Origin of the sequence: Neomoorella stamsii, assembly GCF_002995805.1 — a bacterium.
GTDB lineage: Bacteria > Bacillota > DSM-521 > Neomoorellales > Neomoorellaceae > Neomoorella > Neomoorella stamsii.
In genome coordinates this window covers 24,077-37,720 of record NZ_PVXL01000065.1, presented here as the reverse complement: position 1 = coordinate 37,720, position 13,644 = coordinate 24,077, and the positions used below count along the sequence as shown (strand labels likewise).

At 50.8% G+C, this 13,644-nt stretch carries 16 protein-coding genes and 1 riboswitch; of the genes, 14 read left to right on the top strand and 2 right to left on the bottom strand.

Features of this window, described 5'->3' with window-relative positions:
• Positions 1–14 precede the first annotated feature (14 nt).
• Positions 15–150, top strand: a riboswitch (molybdenum cofactor riboswitch).
• Positions 151–241: 91 nt separating this feature from the next.
• The 4 genes from MOST_RS13905 to MOST_RS13890 are packed head-to-tail and all read left to right on the top strand — an operon-like array spanning position 242 to position 3,689.
• Positions 242–970 carry a Rossmann-like domain-containing protein gene (locus MOST_RS13905; protein ID WP_054935638.1) on the top strand — a complete coding sequence of 243 codons (729 nt, stop codon included), beginning with the start codon at positions 242–244 and terminating at the stop codon, positions 968–970.
• Between the two features lie 25 nt (positions 971–995).
• Positions 996–1,808 carry a molybdate ABC transporter substrate-binding protein gene (gene modA / locus MOST_RS13900; RefSeq protein ID WP_054935637.1) on the top strand — a complete coding sequence of 271 codons (813 nt, stop codon included), beginning with the start codon at positions 996–998 and terminating at the stop codon, positions 1,806–1,808.
• A 19-nt stretch (positions 1,809–1,827) separates the two neighbouring features.
• Complete coding sequence (locus MOST_RS13895; RefSeq protein ID WP_106007202.1) at positions 1,828–2,628, top strand: ABC transporter permease; 801 nt, start codon at positions 1,828–1,830, stop codon at positions 2,626–2,628.
• Positions 2,625–3,689, top strand: coding sequence for an ABC transporter ATP-binding protein (locus MOST_RS13890; protein ID WP_083476454.1), 1,065 nt, complete (start codon positions 2,625–2,627; stop codon positions 3,687–3,689). The genes MOST_RS13895 and MOST_RS13890 overlap by 4 nt, the downstream gene beginning before the upstream one ends.
• A 103-nt stretch (positions 3,690–3,792) precedes the next feature.
• Here the strand turns inward: MOST_RS13890 and MOST_RS13880 are convergent, their stop codons facing one another.
• Entirely contained in the window at positions 3,793–3,987 is a 195-nt protein-coding gene (locus MOST_RS13880; RefSeq protein WP_054935636.1) for a hypothetical protein, read from the bottom strand.
• A 484-nt stretch (positions 3,988–4,471) separates the two neighbouring features.
• Between MOST_RS13880 and MOST_RS13875 the strand changes: the two genes are divergently transcribed.
• The 9 genes from MOST_RS13875 to MOST_RS18370 all read left to right on the top strand — a co-directional run bounded on the left by MOST_RS13875 (position 4,472) and on the right by MOST_RS18370 (position 11,962).
• Positions 4,472–4,726, top strand: coding sequence for a FeoA family protein (locus tag MOST_RS13875; RefSeq protein WP_054935635.1), 255 nt, complete (start codon positions 4,472–4,474; stop codon positions 4,724–4,726).
• 19 nt (positions 4,727–4,745) lie between these two features.
• Positions 4,746–4,997: a FeoA family protein gene (locus MOST_RS13870; protein ID WP_054935634.1), complete on the top strand. Its 252-nt coding sequence runs from the start codon at positions 4,746–4,748 to the stop codon at positions 4,995–4,997.
• A gap of 116 nt (positions 4,998–5,113) precedes the next feature.
• Positions 5,114–7,165, top strand: a complete 2,052-nt coding sequence (gene feoB, locus MOST_RS13865) for a ferrous iron transport protein B (RefSeq protein ID WP_054935633.1) — start codon at positions 5,114–5,116, stop codon at positions 7,163–7,165.
• Between the two features lie 28 nt (positions 7,166–7,193).
• Entirely contained in the window at positions 7,194–7,817 is a 624-nt protein-coding gene (locus MOST_RS13860; protein ID WP_054935632.1) for an HD-GYP domain-containing protein, read from the top strand.
• A gap of 134 nt (positions 7,818–7,951) precedes the next feature.
• On the top strand, positions 7,952–9,295 hold the full coding sequence (locus MOST_RS13855; RefSeq protein WP_054935631.1) for an NAD(P)/FAD-dependent oxidoreductase: 1,344 nt from the start codon (positions 7,952–7,954) through the stop codon (positions 9,293–9,295).
• A gap of 144 nt (positions 9,296–9,439) precedes the next feature.
• The gene (locus MOST_RS18620) at positions 9,440–9,664 is read left to right on the top strand and encodes an FmdB family zinc ribbon protein (RefSeq protein ID WP_083476453.1); all 225 of its coding nucleotides are present in this window, start codon (positions 9,440–9,442) and stop codon (positions 9,662–9,664) included.
• A gap of 93 nt (positions 9,665–9,757) precedes the next feature.
• Entirely contained in the window at positions 9,758–10,600 is an 843-nt protein-coding gene (locus tag MOST_RS13845; protein WP_054935630.1) for an MBL fold metallo-hydrolase, read from the top strand.
• A gap of 55 nt (positions 10,601–10,655) precedes the next feature.
• Positions 10,656–11,744 (top strand): radical SAM protein, encoded by a 1,089-nt coding sequence (locus tag MOST_RS13840; protein ID WP_054935629.1) that lies wholly within the window; start codon positions 10,656–10,658, stop codon positions 11,742–11,744.
• A gap of 20 nt (positions 11,745–11,764) precedes the next feature.
• A complete protein-coding gene (locus MOST_RS18370; protein ID WP_054935628.1) occupies positions 11,765–11,962 on the top strand; it encodes a DUF1847 domain-containing protein in 198 nt (65 codons plus the stop codon).
• On the opposite strand, the gene MOST_RS13830 is transcribed toward MOST_RS18370, so the two are convergent.
• Positions 11,959–12,192 carry a hypothetical protein gene (locus tag MOST_RS13830; RefSeq protein WP_054935627.1) on the bottom strand — a complete coding sequence of 78 codons (234 nt, stop codon included), beginning with the start codon at positions 12,190–12,192 and terminating at the stop codon, positions 11,959–11,961. The two genes, MOST_RS18370 and MOST_RS13830, sit on opposite strands and share 4 nt — an antisense overlap.
• A gap of 526 nt (positions 12,193–12,718) precedes the next feature.
• On the opposite strand from MOST_RS13830, the gene MOST_RS13820 reads away from it, so the two are divergent.
• The gene (locus MOST_RS13820; RefSeq protein ID WP_054935626.1) at positions 12,719–13,624 is read left to right on the top strand and encodes a metal ABC transporter substrate-binding protein; all 906 of its coding nucleotides are present in this window, start codon (positions 12,719–12,721) and stop codon (positions 13,622–13,624) included.
• The last annotated feature ends 20 nt before the right edge of the window (positions 13,625–13,644 follow it).

The following is a 13,644-nucleotide window of genomic DNA, read 5'->3' as shown; positions in this document are numbered from 1 at the left end:
AAGAACATATGCTTAGATATACAATCCTCCGAGCCATCCTGGCCTAAAGGAGCAACCCATGGCAGGCTGGCCTGGACCGCTGGTCCACGGGGTGTACCGGGAAACGGGTATGCCTTCCAGGTATTGAAAAGGAGGGGGTTAGCTATAGGAGAGAGCTATGGCTTTTTCAGTTAACCCGCTCCGCCGTGGAGACGGGGTTTTTAATTTGTTGCTGATTAGCCAGGAAAGGGGATAGCTTTAGATGCAGTTCTTAGAAGGCATCAGAGAAAAATTATACAGACTGGTAAAAGACAGGCACCTAAGCGGCGAGGAAGAAATCAAGGTGGTCAGCGCCCGGCCCCTGACCCCCGAAGAAGCCATCGGCCGGCCGGAACGCCGGGACTTTCCCCTTTTGAAGGGTAAAGAATCTATGATCCAGGCCAGCTTTAAGGACGCCTGCGGGCAGGCGTATACCGATATGCCGGGGAATTACCAGGGCACCCTCAAGGAAGTCATGGCCCTGCCGTTACGTAACAACTACGAGCGGGCCATATTTATCGCCACCCTGAACGCCGTCATGCGGCACCTAAAGCTGGTAGATAAGACCGTCCACTGCCGCGATCAAGAACCGGGCCGTTGCGCCGTCCGCCTGGTTGAATACGTGCGGGAACGCTTTGGTAGCCCTCGGATTGCTTTTATTGGCCTGCAGCCGGCTATGGTGGCCTGCCTGGCCGGTCATTTCCCGATCCGGGTAACCGACCTGGACCCGGATAACGTCGGGCAACGCAAAGGCGGAGTTATGATAGAAGACGCCCGGCATACAGAAGAAATTATCGACTGGAGTGATCTGGTCCTGGCTACCGGTACGACAGCAGTAAACGACACCCTTCTTGCTCTAATTGGGAAAAAACCAGTTATCTTTTACGGGGTAACCATCAGCGGCATTGCCCGCCTGGCCGGTTACGAGCAGTATTGTTCTTTTGGGCATTGATAATTGGATTATGGGAGGAAATACAGTGAGGGTATCAAAATCTGGCACATTATTACTGGGTTTACTTTTGTTTGGGTTGCTGGTGCTTGCCGGCTGCGGTAAAAGCCAGGGCCAGGCGGGAGGGAATAATAAGGCGGACAACGCGGCTGGACGCTCCCTTTTAGTCTATAGCGGCGCCGGCCTCAAAAATCCGGTCGAGGAAATTGGTGCCGCTTTTCAAGCCAAAGCCGGGATAAAGGTTACCTATACCTTTGGCGGCGCGGCCCAGCTCAACAACCAGATCCTGTTAACCGGGCAGGGAGACGTCTACCTGCCGGGGGATATAGCGGAATTAAAGCCTGTTATAGAAAAAAACCTGGTAGCATGGGAAAAGAATGTTGTTTATCACATCCCGGTGTTGGCGGTACCGAAAGGCAACCCCGCCGGCATCCACAAATTAGCCGATCTGGGACGGCCGGGAGTGAAAGTAGCCCTGGGTGATTCCCAGGCCAATCCTATCGGCAAGCTGGCCGACCAGCTCTTACAAGAGCATGGCCTTTTGGAGACAGTAGATAAAAATGTGGTGGTCAGGACGCCGACGGCAAACGAGCTGGTGGTGTATTTAAGCACCAAACAGGCCGACGCCGCCGTGATCTGGGAGGAAAATTACCAGGGGGCAAAAGACAAGCTTGATCTGGTAGCAGTACCCGAATTAAAGGATTACGTCAAAACAGTGCCGGTGGCAGTGCTGAATTGTTCTGAAGACAAGGAGCTTGCCCAACAACTGGCTGAATTTATAGCTTCGGCGCCGGCCTACCAGATCTGGCAAAAATGGGGTTACAAGCCGGTTAACCCGTAAGGTTACAGGGGGGAAAACCTTGGGGGCAAAACTTTTTAAAATGGTTAACGTGTTGATAACTTCAATGGTAGTGCTCTTTATTTTAGCAGCCGTAAGTACTGTGCTGATAAGGGGTATTCCTTACATTATTCCTGCCTCTCTGAAGGCGCCGGAACTGGTCTTCGCCATCAGGCTCAGCCTGTTAACATCTATAGTTTCAACAGCCGCCTGCCTGCTGGTAGCTATGCCGGTGGCCTATACCCTGGCCCGCTACAACCTGACGGGCCAGGGTATAGCAGCCAATCTTCTCAGAATCCCTTTAACCCTGCCGCCCGTTGTCTCCGGCGTTTGCCTGCTCCTGCTTTTTGGCACTACGACCTTTGGCGAAATCCTGGCCAGGATGGGTTTACGTTTTGTGTTTACCGTACCCGGGATCATCCTGGCCCAATTTTTCGTCAATCTTCCTGCCTTGATTACCGTCCTGAAGGCTGCTATCGAGGCCGTGGATATCCGCCTGGAATATGTGGCCCGGACCCTGGGCTGTACCCCGGCCCGGGCTTTTCTAAAGGTTACTTTACCATTAATACGAAATAATATCCTCGCAGGGCTGGTTCTCACCTGGGGTAAGGCCCTGGGGGAATTTGGCGCCGTCCTCATGCTGGCCGGCGCCACCAGGTTTAAAACGGAAACCCTGCCCATTTCTATCTATTTAAATATGGCTACCGGCGACATGGAGGCCCTGATGGCCTCGGCGGCCATCCTGATCCTGATCGCCGCTATTTCCCTGGCCGTTTTTGAACGGGCAGGGGTAAAGCTGTACGAGCGGGTGCCGGGCCTGTGAAAGAACGATTGCCTGGACGTTCGCTGCGGCTATTCCGGATAACTAAAAAGACAGGCGAGTTTCAACTCCGGGATATATCTCTGGAAGTCTTTCCGGGAGAATACTTCGTTATCCTGGGGCCGACGGGTGCCGGTAAAACAGTCCTCTTAGAGGTTATTGCCGGCATGCATGCCCCGGATGCCGGCGAGATATGGCTGGGGGAAGAAAATATTACCGCCTGGCCGCCGGAAAAAAGGCGCTTCGGTTTTGTTTATCAGGATTATGCCTTATTCCCCCATTTAAACGTCAGGGAAAACATTGTCTTCGGGCTTAAAAACAAAAAATTGCCTTGTGACGAGATAAAAAGGGAATTAAAAGCCGTGGTGTCCCTGCTTGGTATCGCCCACCTTCTCAGGCGTCTTCCATATACTTTAAGCGGCGGCGAGCAGCAGCGGGTGGCCGTGGCCCGCGCTTTAATAATGAAGCCCCGGGTCCTTTTACTGGATGAACCCCTATCAGCCCTGGACCCCTGTACAAAAGAGATGCTCCAGCAGGAGCTAAAGCGCCTGCACCAGCTTACTGGCACCCTCATTATTCATGTAACCCACGATTTTGAAGAAGCCTTATACCTGGGTGAGCGCATTGGGGTTATAATGGGGGGAAAATTGCTCCAGGTGGGCTCACCGGAGGAAATCTTTACCCGGCCGCGGACGGCAGCGGTAGCCCGCTTTGTCGGGGCGGAAAATATTTATAACAGCGAGATTATCCTGCGCGGCGGCCGGAAATACGTCACCCTGGGAGAGGCGCTGCTGCAAGTAGAGACGAATTTAACCGGCCGGGCCGGTTTTTCCGTCAGGCCGGAGCATATCCTGGTGAGCAGTTTGCCCCAGCCCGGGAACTGCCTGCCGGGAAAGGTGCTTGCGGTTTACCCACGGGGCTTACTGACCAGGGTAATAATCGATGCCGGCGAAAGGCTTGTCGCGCTGGTTGTTGCCAGGGAAGATAAAGGTTGTACCCTGGCGCCGGGCAGCACAGTTTACTGCTCTATCCCGCCGGCCGCCATTAATGTTTTCCCGTTTTAACAACAATTCCAGGGATAAAATCAAAATGCCCTGGAAAGATAATCGGTAGCAGGCCTGAAACCGCGCAGGTGATCAATGCAAATATTCGTATCAAATATTACCTTCACAGGGTTTCCTCCAATCTTTTTTGGGCAGCTAAACGGAGTTCCTCGACATACTTTGAGTCTACATGCGGCCAGATTCCTGCTGTTTCTTCAAGTATCTGCTGCCAATCTTCTTTTTTGGATTTATTAAGTGGTTCAATTACAACTTTATCGCCCACCAGGTTAACAATTAAAATATCACCTTTTTTATACATGTTTTTTTCCTTAATTTGGCAGGTAACACAATCTGGCCTTTACTGGATACTTTTATCATACCCTGCAATTTTACTACACCTCCACAAAAGTAAGTCGCGTCTTACCATAATTATATCCCAAGTTATAGCTAGTCAATATTGCACATTATTTGCGCCAGATAGGAGGTGGGCCACGCCAAAAAACCCCAGGATTACCGGGCGCCTGCGAGGCAGAATACCAGCAAAAGCGAATTAAGCCATACTTAATAGTGAAAATAAGCACAAAAGCGGAGTTGATGTAGAGTGAAAGCGGGGAAAATAGGGAGGATGTAAGTTAAGTGCAATTTAACTCCTGCTAACTCTATTTGATTAATTAAGAAAGGGCTTGACAATTTATTTACCTGTGTGGTATTTTTTTATTAACCTAATGAGAATGAATGTCATTATCTATTAATGAAAATTAAGCAAACTTGATTTGCTTAAAGAAGGAAAGGAGGCTGTTGTCATGGAGGCTTTAGAAACTATTAGCACACGGGCCTTAAGCGAATTGGAAAAGGGTGCCCGCGGCAAGGTGATTAAAATTACCGCTACCGGCGAACTCCGCCGCCGGCTCTTGGACATGGGAGTAGTTCCTGGTACTGAAGTGGCTGTCGCAGGAGCAGCTCCTCTGGGCGACCCTATAGAAGTAAAAGTAAAGGGTTACCATTTGAGCTTACGCAAAAAAGAAGCAGCCGCTATTTTTGTCGAGCAACTCAATTAATGTTAAGAGGTGTTCAGTTATGAGCAGCGGGTTATTACCCCTGGAATTTTTAAATACAGGCCGGGAGGCAGTTATTAAAGAAGTCGCTGGCGGCATAAGTTTGCGTCGCCGGCTAACAGAGCTGGGCCTGGTACGCGGGTCAACCATTAAGATTATCCGCAATGATAACTTTGGACCCATAATTGTTTCGCTAGGGAATGGTTCAGGGGGCGGCCGCCTGGCAATCGGGAGAGGTATGGCCCATAAGATTATGGTAGAAGAAGTAGGTTGAGGGCAAGGGTAATCCTTTTTGCAGGCAGGGAGTGTATGTCAGCAAGATGATGTAAGTTGATGTTAGGCATACTTAACACTTTTCGCTGGGAACAGGCATTTTAAGGAGGGGAACCCATGGAGGCTGTAGCAATGGCTAAACCTGAAAGGGGAAAGGTTATTGCCTTAGTCGGCAATCCCAATTCAGGTAAGACCAGTATTTTTAATGATCTGACTGGCGCCCGCCAGCATGTTGGCAACTGGCCAGGTGTGACGGTGGAGAAAAAAGAAGGGAAGCTTAGTTATCAAGGACAAACTTTCAATATTGTTGATTTGCCTGGGACTTATAGCCTTGGTGCTTACAGTGAGGACGAGCTTATCGCCCGCAATTTTATCCTTTTTGATAAACCTGAGGCCGTTATCAATGTCGTCGACGCTTCCAACCTGGAACGCAACTTGTACTTGACTACCCAATTGCTGGAGATGGGGGCCAATGTCGTCGTCGCCTTAAATATGGTTGATGAGGCCCGGGCACGCAAGATCGAAATCAATATCCCCCGCCTGGCGCAAGCTCTAGGAGTGCCGGTGGTGCCGACCGTAGCCACACGTAACGAGGGTATAAAAGAACTTGTGGCTACGGTTGCGAAGAGGGTCCAGGAGACAATATGCCAGCCGCTAAAAGTGAACTACGGACGGGAAATTGAAAACGAACTAGATAAATTAGAACAAATCATTAAGCAGGACGCTAAGCTGGCAGCGAAATACCCTCCCCGGTGGCTGGCGATAAAACTCTTAGAAGACGATGAGCGCTTAGAGGCAGAGCTGCAAAAAGAAGGGGCCAGGCAGGTCCTTGATGCGGCAACTAAAAGCAAAAAACAACTGCATGAGATTTTAGGAGAAGAAGTAGAAGCCATTATTGCCGATCGGCGCTATGGTCTTATCAACGGCCTGGTAAAAGAGGCTGTTACCAGGCGCCAGACCCTGGAAGAAAGGCTTACTTTATCTGATAAGATTGACAGCATAGTAACTAATCGATACCTGGGGTTGCCGATTTTTCTCCTGGCTATGTGGGCTGTCTTTCAATTTACCTTTAAGCTGGGTGACCCCATGATTGGCTGGGTGGAAAGCGCCTTTGAGGGGTTAACCGGCCTTGCTACCGGCTGGTTGGAAGCCCTGGGTGCCCCGCAACTCCTGACTTCCTTCATAGCTGATGGGATAATCGGCGGTCTGGGTTCGGTGCTTGTCTTTATACCCCCCATCTTCTTGCTCTTCCTGGCCATTTCTCTCCTGGAGGACAGCGGTTATATGGCCCGTGCTGCTTATATCATGGACCGTCTGATGCACGCCCTGGGCCTGCACGGCAAATCCTTTGTCCCGCTTTTGATTGGCTTTGGCTGCAACGTACCGGGCATCATGGCTACCAGAACCTTGGAAAGCCGGCAGGACCGCTTGATTACTATTCTTATTAACCCCTTGATGTCCTGCACGGCCCGCTTGCCGGTTTACGTCCTTTTCACCGGTGCCTTCTTTACGGCTAAACAGGGATGGGTAATCTTTTCCCTGTACCTTTTAGGTATTGTGCTGGCCATTATCATGGGAAAAATCTTTAAGACCTTTCTTTTTAAAGGAGATACAGCTCCCTTTGTCATGGAACTGCCGCCTTACCGGGTACCGACTCTAAAAGGCACTTTGATCCACATGTGGGAACGAGGGAGTTCCTTCATCCGCAAGGCCGGCACCGTTATTGTCGGTGCCGTGGTGCTGATCTGGATCCTTTCTAACCTGCCCCTGGGCGTGGCATACGCCAGCCAGGAGAGCCTGATCGGGAGACTAGGAACTATACTGGCGCCGGTCTTTAAACCGGCCGGTTTTGGCACCTGGGAAGCGGCGGTAGCCCTGGTCTTTGGCATCCTGGCTAAAGAAGTAGTCGTCGGCACCCTGGGCGTCCTCTACGGCGTAGAGGAAGATGGCTTGACCGCGGCCATCGCTCAATCCTGGACGCCCCTTTCAGCGTACGCATTTATGGTTATGACCCTGATTTACATTCCCTGCGTGGCGGCCATTGGAGCCATCCGCCGGGAAACCAATTCCTGGGGCTGGACTGCCTTTGCCATCGGCTACAGTTTGCTGCTGGGCTGGGTGATGGCGGTGCTGGTCTTCCAGGTAGGCAGGCTCCTTGGACTTGGCTAAATTAAGGCAACCGGGGAGGGGAACCGGGATGCTTTCCTGGATATGCGGGCATACCCTGCATGGGGTCTACCATGACATTATTGAATGTTTAACGGCTGCCCTGGAAGCCAGGGATCCTTATAGCGAAGACCATTCGCAACGCGTGGCTGATATGGCCTTTGACCTGGCCAGGAGAGTTGGGATTAAGGGCGCAGAACTAGAGAAAATACATATGGCTGCCCATTTGCATGATATCGGTAAAATTGGCGTCCCTGACCAGATTTTGCGCAAACCGGGCCGCCTTTTACCTCACGAATGGGCAGTGATCAAGCGCCATCCTGAGATAGGCTATAAAATCTTGACCAAATCGCGGCGATTGAGCTCGATAGCTCGATTGGTCCTTTACCATCACGAACGCTGGGACGGTAAGGGTTACCCGGCTGGTTTAAAAGGCGAGGCCATCCCTTTAGGCTCACGGATTATTGCCTTATGCGATGCCATTGATGCCATGACCTCAGAAAGGCCTTATCGCCCGGCCCTTACCTGGCACCACTGCTGGGAAGAAGTTGTTGCCAACAAAGCCATCCAGTTCGATGCGGTGCTTGTGGAAGCGGCGGAGGCATTGTGGTCCAGGTGGGAGGAAAAGTGGTCCTTGAAAAAGGTTGCAGGGTAGATATAAATTTAAAACCGATTATACTAGAAGAATTTTTTTCTCCAACTATTATTGACATATGACCTAATAACCGCTATACTATTTACAAAACTAAGTTCTAGTATTAACAAAACACATGGAAAGGGGCGGCTGGTTTGAAGAGTACAGATGTATTGGTTATCGGCGGGAGCGCGGCTGGTCTTACGGCAGCTATTACTGCCAAAAGGTATTTTAAAGACAAAAAGGTAACCGTGGTACGTAAAGAAGAAAAAGTTTTGGTACCATGCGGCATCCCTTACATTTTCGGAACTGTGGGGAGCCCAGACAAGAACCTCATCCCGGACGCCACACTGGTTAATAACGGCATAGAACTGGTGATCGATGAAGTTATAGGGATTGACCGCCAAAGCAAGGCTGTTTCTACGGTGAAATCTGGTAGCATCACCTATGACAAGCTCGTCCTGGCTACCGGGTCGTCTCCTGTTGTTCCCCCGGTGAAAGGGGCTGACCTGGAAGGCGTTTTCGTAGTCAAAAAAGACGTAGCCTATCTTGAGAATCTCAAAAATGCCCTGGATAAAGCGAAAAATCTGGTGATCGTCGGTGGCGGGTTCATAGGGGTTGAGTTTGCCGATGAATGCCGGAAGGGGCGAGAACTAAATGTTACCGTCGTCGAACTTTTGCCCCATTGCCTGGCCCTGGCTTTTGATGATGAGCTCTGCACCCTGGCAGAGGATAAGCTCAGTTCTCAGGGGATAAACATTATTACCGGGACTAAAGTAGAAGAATTTCTGGGTAACGGTAAAGTAGAACAGGTGAGACTTTCCAACGGCGAAATCCTGCCTGCTGACGTTGTTATCTTTGGCACCGGCGTGGCGCCCAATATTAAACTGGCCCAAATGGCGGGACTGAAAGTTGACCATCGTTTCGGTATCTGGGTTGATGATTATATGCGCACCAGTGACGCCAGTATCTTCGCCATTGGCGATTGCGCCGAAAAAAGCTCGTTTTTCGGTCACGGGCCGTCCCTCATCAAACTGGCTTCCGTAGCCACCCATGAAGCCCGGGTGGCCGGTGCTAACCTGTTCGGCCTCAGGCGGGCCAGGGGGGCGGCAGTAGGAGTTTTTTCGACAATTGTCGGCGACCTGGCCCTGGGGTCGGTAGGCCTGACGGAAAGGGCGGCCTGGGAAGCGGGTATTGAGGTCGTAACTGGTACCGCCAAGGCGCCTGACAGGCATCCGGGGAGTATGCCGGGGACCAGAGAGCTGGGGGTAAAATTGATCTTTACCAAAGATACCGGCGTTATTGTAGGCGGGCAGGCTTACGGCGGTACTGCGGTGGGCGAGCTGACCAACCTGCTGGCGGCTGCCGTGCAGCATAAGATGCGGGCCGACGAGCTGGAAACCATGCAGGTAGGGACCCATCCGGCCCTTACCGCTTCGCCTGTCGCTTATCAAGTAACAAATGCGGCCGAGGAAGCCGTGCTTAAGCTAAGAAGCTAATTACCCACCTATCAGGCTTTCTTACAGCGAGGGTAATTTTTACGCCAGGGGCCCCTCTTGTGAAGGAGGGGCCTTTTTTGCAAGGTGATATTGACGTATGTTCTTTATAGATTTATACTAGAGTCAAGCGGGGGTGAACAGTAAATGCCGGAATTTGAATTCAAATGCAGCGATTGCGGGGCAATAAGTACTTTTAACAAACGGGAGGATGCTGATAGCTGCCCTAACTGTGGCAGCACGAGATTAGTAAGGATATTCTCGGCGCCGCATATAGTAAAAGGCCACCCGGGGGCTGGCGGGAAAACGCTGTGCTGCGGGAGGGATTCCCGGCCGGATAGCTGCCCGCCTGGCGGTTGCTGCCACGCTTAAAAACCTTATGTTTGTACCCCGGGGAGGAAATGGCTACTGCCCTTCCGGGGTAAAAGTTTAATGGGGAAAATACCGTCGGGAGGGTAAATAAGGATGGCTGGAACCGTTGAAATCATCAACCTAGTAGACAATACGGTCACCACCAGGGGCTTGATAGCCGAACATGGCCTGGCTTTCCTGGTACGAACCGGGGAAAGGACCATCCTTTTCGATACCGGGGCCGGGGGTGCCGTTGTCCAGAACATGTTGAGCCTGGGCCTCGATCCCCGGGAAATTACAGCTATTGCCTTAAGCCACGGCCATGACGACCATACCGGTGGCCTGAAAAAGATCTGTGAGATTACCGGACCCCTTCCTGTATACGCCCACCCCGATGTATTCACGGCAAAATACCGCCTCCGGGAAGGGGAGAAAGCCAGGTATATCGGCATCCCCTGGTCACGGGCAGAATTAGAAACAAGCGGGGCGATTTTCCACCTCTCCCGGCAGCCGGTCGAGCTGGTCGGAGGAGTTATTTTGACCGGCGAAATCCGGCGACGGCAGGCTTTTGAAGCCACCAGCAAAGAATTTCGCCTCCTTGCTGGTGGTGAATACCTCCAGGACAGCCTCTGGGACGACCAGTCTTTAATCATCACTACCAGGGAAGGGCCGCTGGTGCTCCTGGGCTGCGCCCACTCCGGCTTGATCAGCACCCTGGAGCACATCCTGGACCTTACCGGTGCCAGCCGCATCTTCGCCGTCATCGGCGGTACCCACTTGAAGGACGCCGGCCCGGAACGGCTGGAGGAGACAATCAAGTCCTTGCCGCGTTTTGGTCTCCAGTACTTAGTAGCCTGCCACTGCACTGGATTTCGGGCCAGCGCCAGCCTCTACCAGGCCCTGGGAGATAAATTTATTTACAATGAAGCAGGACGTGCCTTCAGGTTCGCTTGTTAACTGCATACAGGACTTGCGAGGCTCATATAACAAGAAAGAAGCAGTATGATAGCTTATGAAATGGCCAAACCTCAAAATTTTTTTCCAAGGACTTTTCCCATCAAGGCGGAAAATACCGGTCCTCCAACTGGAGGTTACCAGCCGCTGCCAGCTGAAATGTTCTTTTTGTCCCCACACCCTTTTAACAGACGGCTGGTATGACGCTGACTTCCCCTGGGAAGTTTTCGAGCGCTATATTGCACCTTATTTGCGCCAGGTGGGGCTAATCTACTTCCAAGGCTGGGGCGAACCCCTGCTGCACCCGCGGCTTTTTGACATGATGCGGCTGGCCAAGGAACAAGGTTGCCGGGTAGGCTTTACTACCAATGGCGTTCTCTTAGGGCCTGCTGTCCTGGAGCGGCTGGTAGAAATGCAAAGTGACATTCTGGGCCTTTCCGTAGCCGGGGGCAACCAGGTTATCCATGCCATGTTACGTTCCGGCTCCAGTCTCAAGCGATTGCTTACTAATATTAGCCGCCTGGCGGATATCAAACAAAAGCGAGGTAGCCCTTTACCCAAAATTATCTGCTCTTACCTGATGACCAGGAAAAATTTACTTGAACTCCCGGCTTTCATAGAACTTGCAGCCAGCGCCGGGGCCGATGAAGTGGTGGCCACTAACCTGGATTTCACCCTTTACCCGGAGATGGAGAATTTAAGGGCCTTTGCCTGCCCGGGAGAAGTAATTCATGAAGACTACCTTTTTGCCGTCCAGGCTGCCGAAGAACAGGCCGGGCGTCTGGGTCTTCCTTTAAGAGTTTATCCCCTGCAGTTTAATCTTAACGTCATGGTCTGCGATGCCTGGCCCTTAAACCATATTTTTATCAATAGCCGCGGTGAGGTGGCCCCCTGCGTCTATTTGGGACTGCCCTATAAAGGTGTGGTACCCCGTTACTTTTGCCGCCAGGAAGCGCCCTTTACACCTCTTAATTATGGCAACATTACTGAAGGGCTGGCTAGGGTGATTAAAAATAAAGCCGCCCGGGAATTTAAACAGCCCTTCCGTTACCGCCTGGAACTGACTAACCCTTTTCTCCTGGATAACCCTGAAGTACCAGCGCCTCCCCTTCCGTGTAGTAACTGCTACAAGCTCTTTGGCTTATAGCACTATATTTAAGGAGGCAAATGGATGAGGGTTCTTATGAACCCATGTGCAATCCCATAGGCCAGGCCAAGCTTTTAAATGCGGCCGGGACCGATTTGAACGTGATTGTCTGCCTGTGTGTAGGGCACGATACCTTGTTTATCAAGTACTCCGAGGCTCCGGTATGCCTTCCCAGGGATGTCAAAAAAATAAGGGGGAGTAGGCCCCCCTTTCTTTAATGCAGGTGGAGTGATTTTATCTCCTGGAGGAGCTTTTCGCCATCGTTAATATGTTCCTGTAGATGGTTTATCCTGGAAGGGTCGGCGTTGGTACGCCGCAATTCTTCTAGTTCTACTTTATGGGCCGCTACCGATCCCTCTACTTCCCTGTATATATCCATAGCCCGTTGAAAACTGATCCCTCTCACTCTTTCTTCTTCAAATCTGTGCCTCAGACTGGAACAGCTCATAATTGTTTCCCTCCTAGCCAAGATATCTTTGTCACCTTTATAATGGACAACTAACCCCAAAATATACGGAGGCAAGTTATTTTGGTGGACATGCTCTAACCGTAAATAATTCTTAATTTAATCAACAAGATTGCAGTCAAAATAAAAATTGCCACGATTATCTACAGCGCATAGCCCTGATTATGGTCAGCATCCTAAAACTGGATGTCACCATTGTGAACCATGAGCTGGTAGTCTGGAATATATTTTGTTTGCCTAAAGTGTGGCCGCACCTACGAATTTCATATGAAACAGGAACCTGTTGTTGACAGGGATATAAAAGATATAAAATAAAGATGGATTTGAGGTTATCAGCGCGTCAATGATCTTCTTTGGCTATTGTCCGGCTTGCCGAGAATAAACTGATAGGCCTGACACCCACCCTATAAATTCCTGATAAAGTGATGAGCTGTTGACATTATTTTCAATGTGATGGTATATAATTATAATGCAAATGCAAATTACTTGCAGGAGGCGAGGAACATAAATGAATGTTTTGCGTAGATTAAGCAGTGTTGCCCTGGTCTTACTTATTTTTAGCATTATTTTTTTTGCCGGCGGTTGCCGGGCAAGCAAAAGCCAGCTCCAGCCAGAGAGCGTTGCAGGCCCGATAAAAATTTATACTACCTTCTACCCGCTTTATGATTTCACCAAAAAAATTGCCGGCGATAGAGCCATAGTAGAGAATTTACAGCCGGTAGGCGTAGAACCCCATGGGTATGAACCATCACCCCAGCAGGTTGCTTCAATTTACACTGGTAAATTATTTATTTTTTTAGGTGAACCTATGGACCCCTGGGCCAAGAAAATAGAGGGCCAGCTCAAAGCGAAAGGGGTTATGTCCCTGGAAGCGGGTAAGGGCCTTATAGAAAATAATGACCCGCATATATGGCTGGACCCTGTCCTGGCGCGGGAGCTTTCCCGGCGGATATATGAAGCGTTAGTGACATTAGACGCGGACAATAAAGGGTATTATGAAAAAAACCTGCAGGAGCTGGAACAAAAATTTACCATGCTGGATAAGCAGTACCGGGAAGTCCTGGCCGGCGTGACCAGGAAAGATTTTGTAACCTCCCATGCGGCATTTGGCTATCTTGCTAAACGGTATGGCCTCAAACAAATACCCATCAGCGGGCTTTCCCCCCAGGAAGAGCCCTCGGCGCAGCAGATGGCAGAGCTTATTACCCTTTGCCGGAGCAAAGGTGTAAAGTATATCTTTTTTGAAACCCTGGCCAGCCCCAAACTGGCTGAAACCCTGGCCCGGGAAACAGGAGCCGGGACGCTGGTTTTAAATCCTATCGGTGGACTTACACCCGAAGAGATAAAGGCGGGCGAGGACTACTTCTCCATAATGGCTCAAAATCTGGCCTCACTTAAGCAAGCCCTGGAGTAGTGTAAAAAAGCTTGCTATAG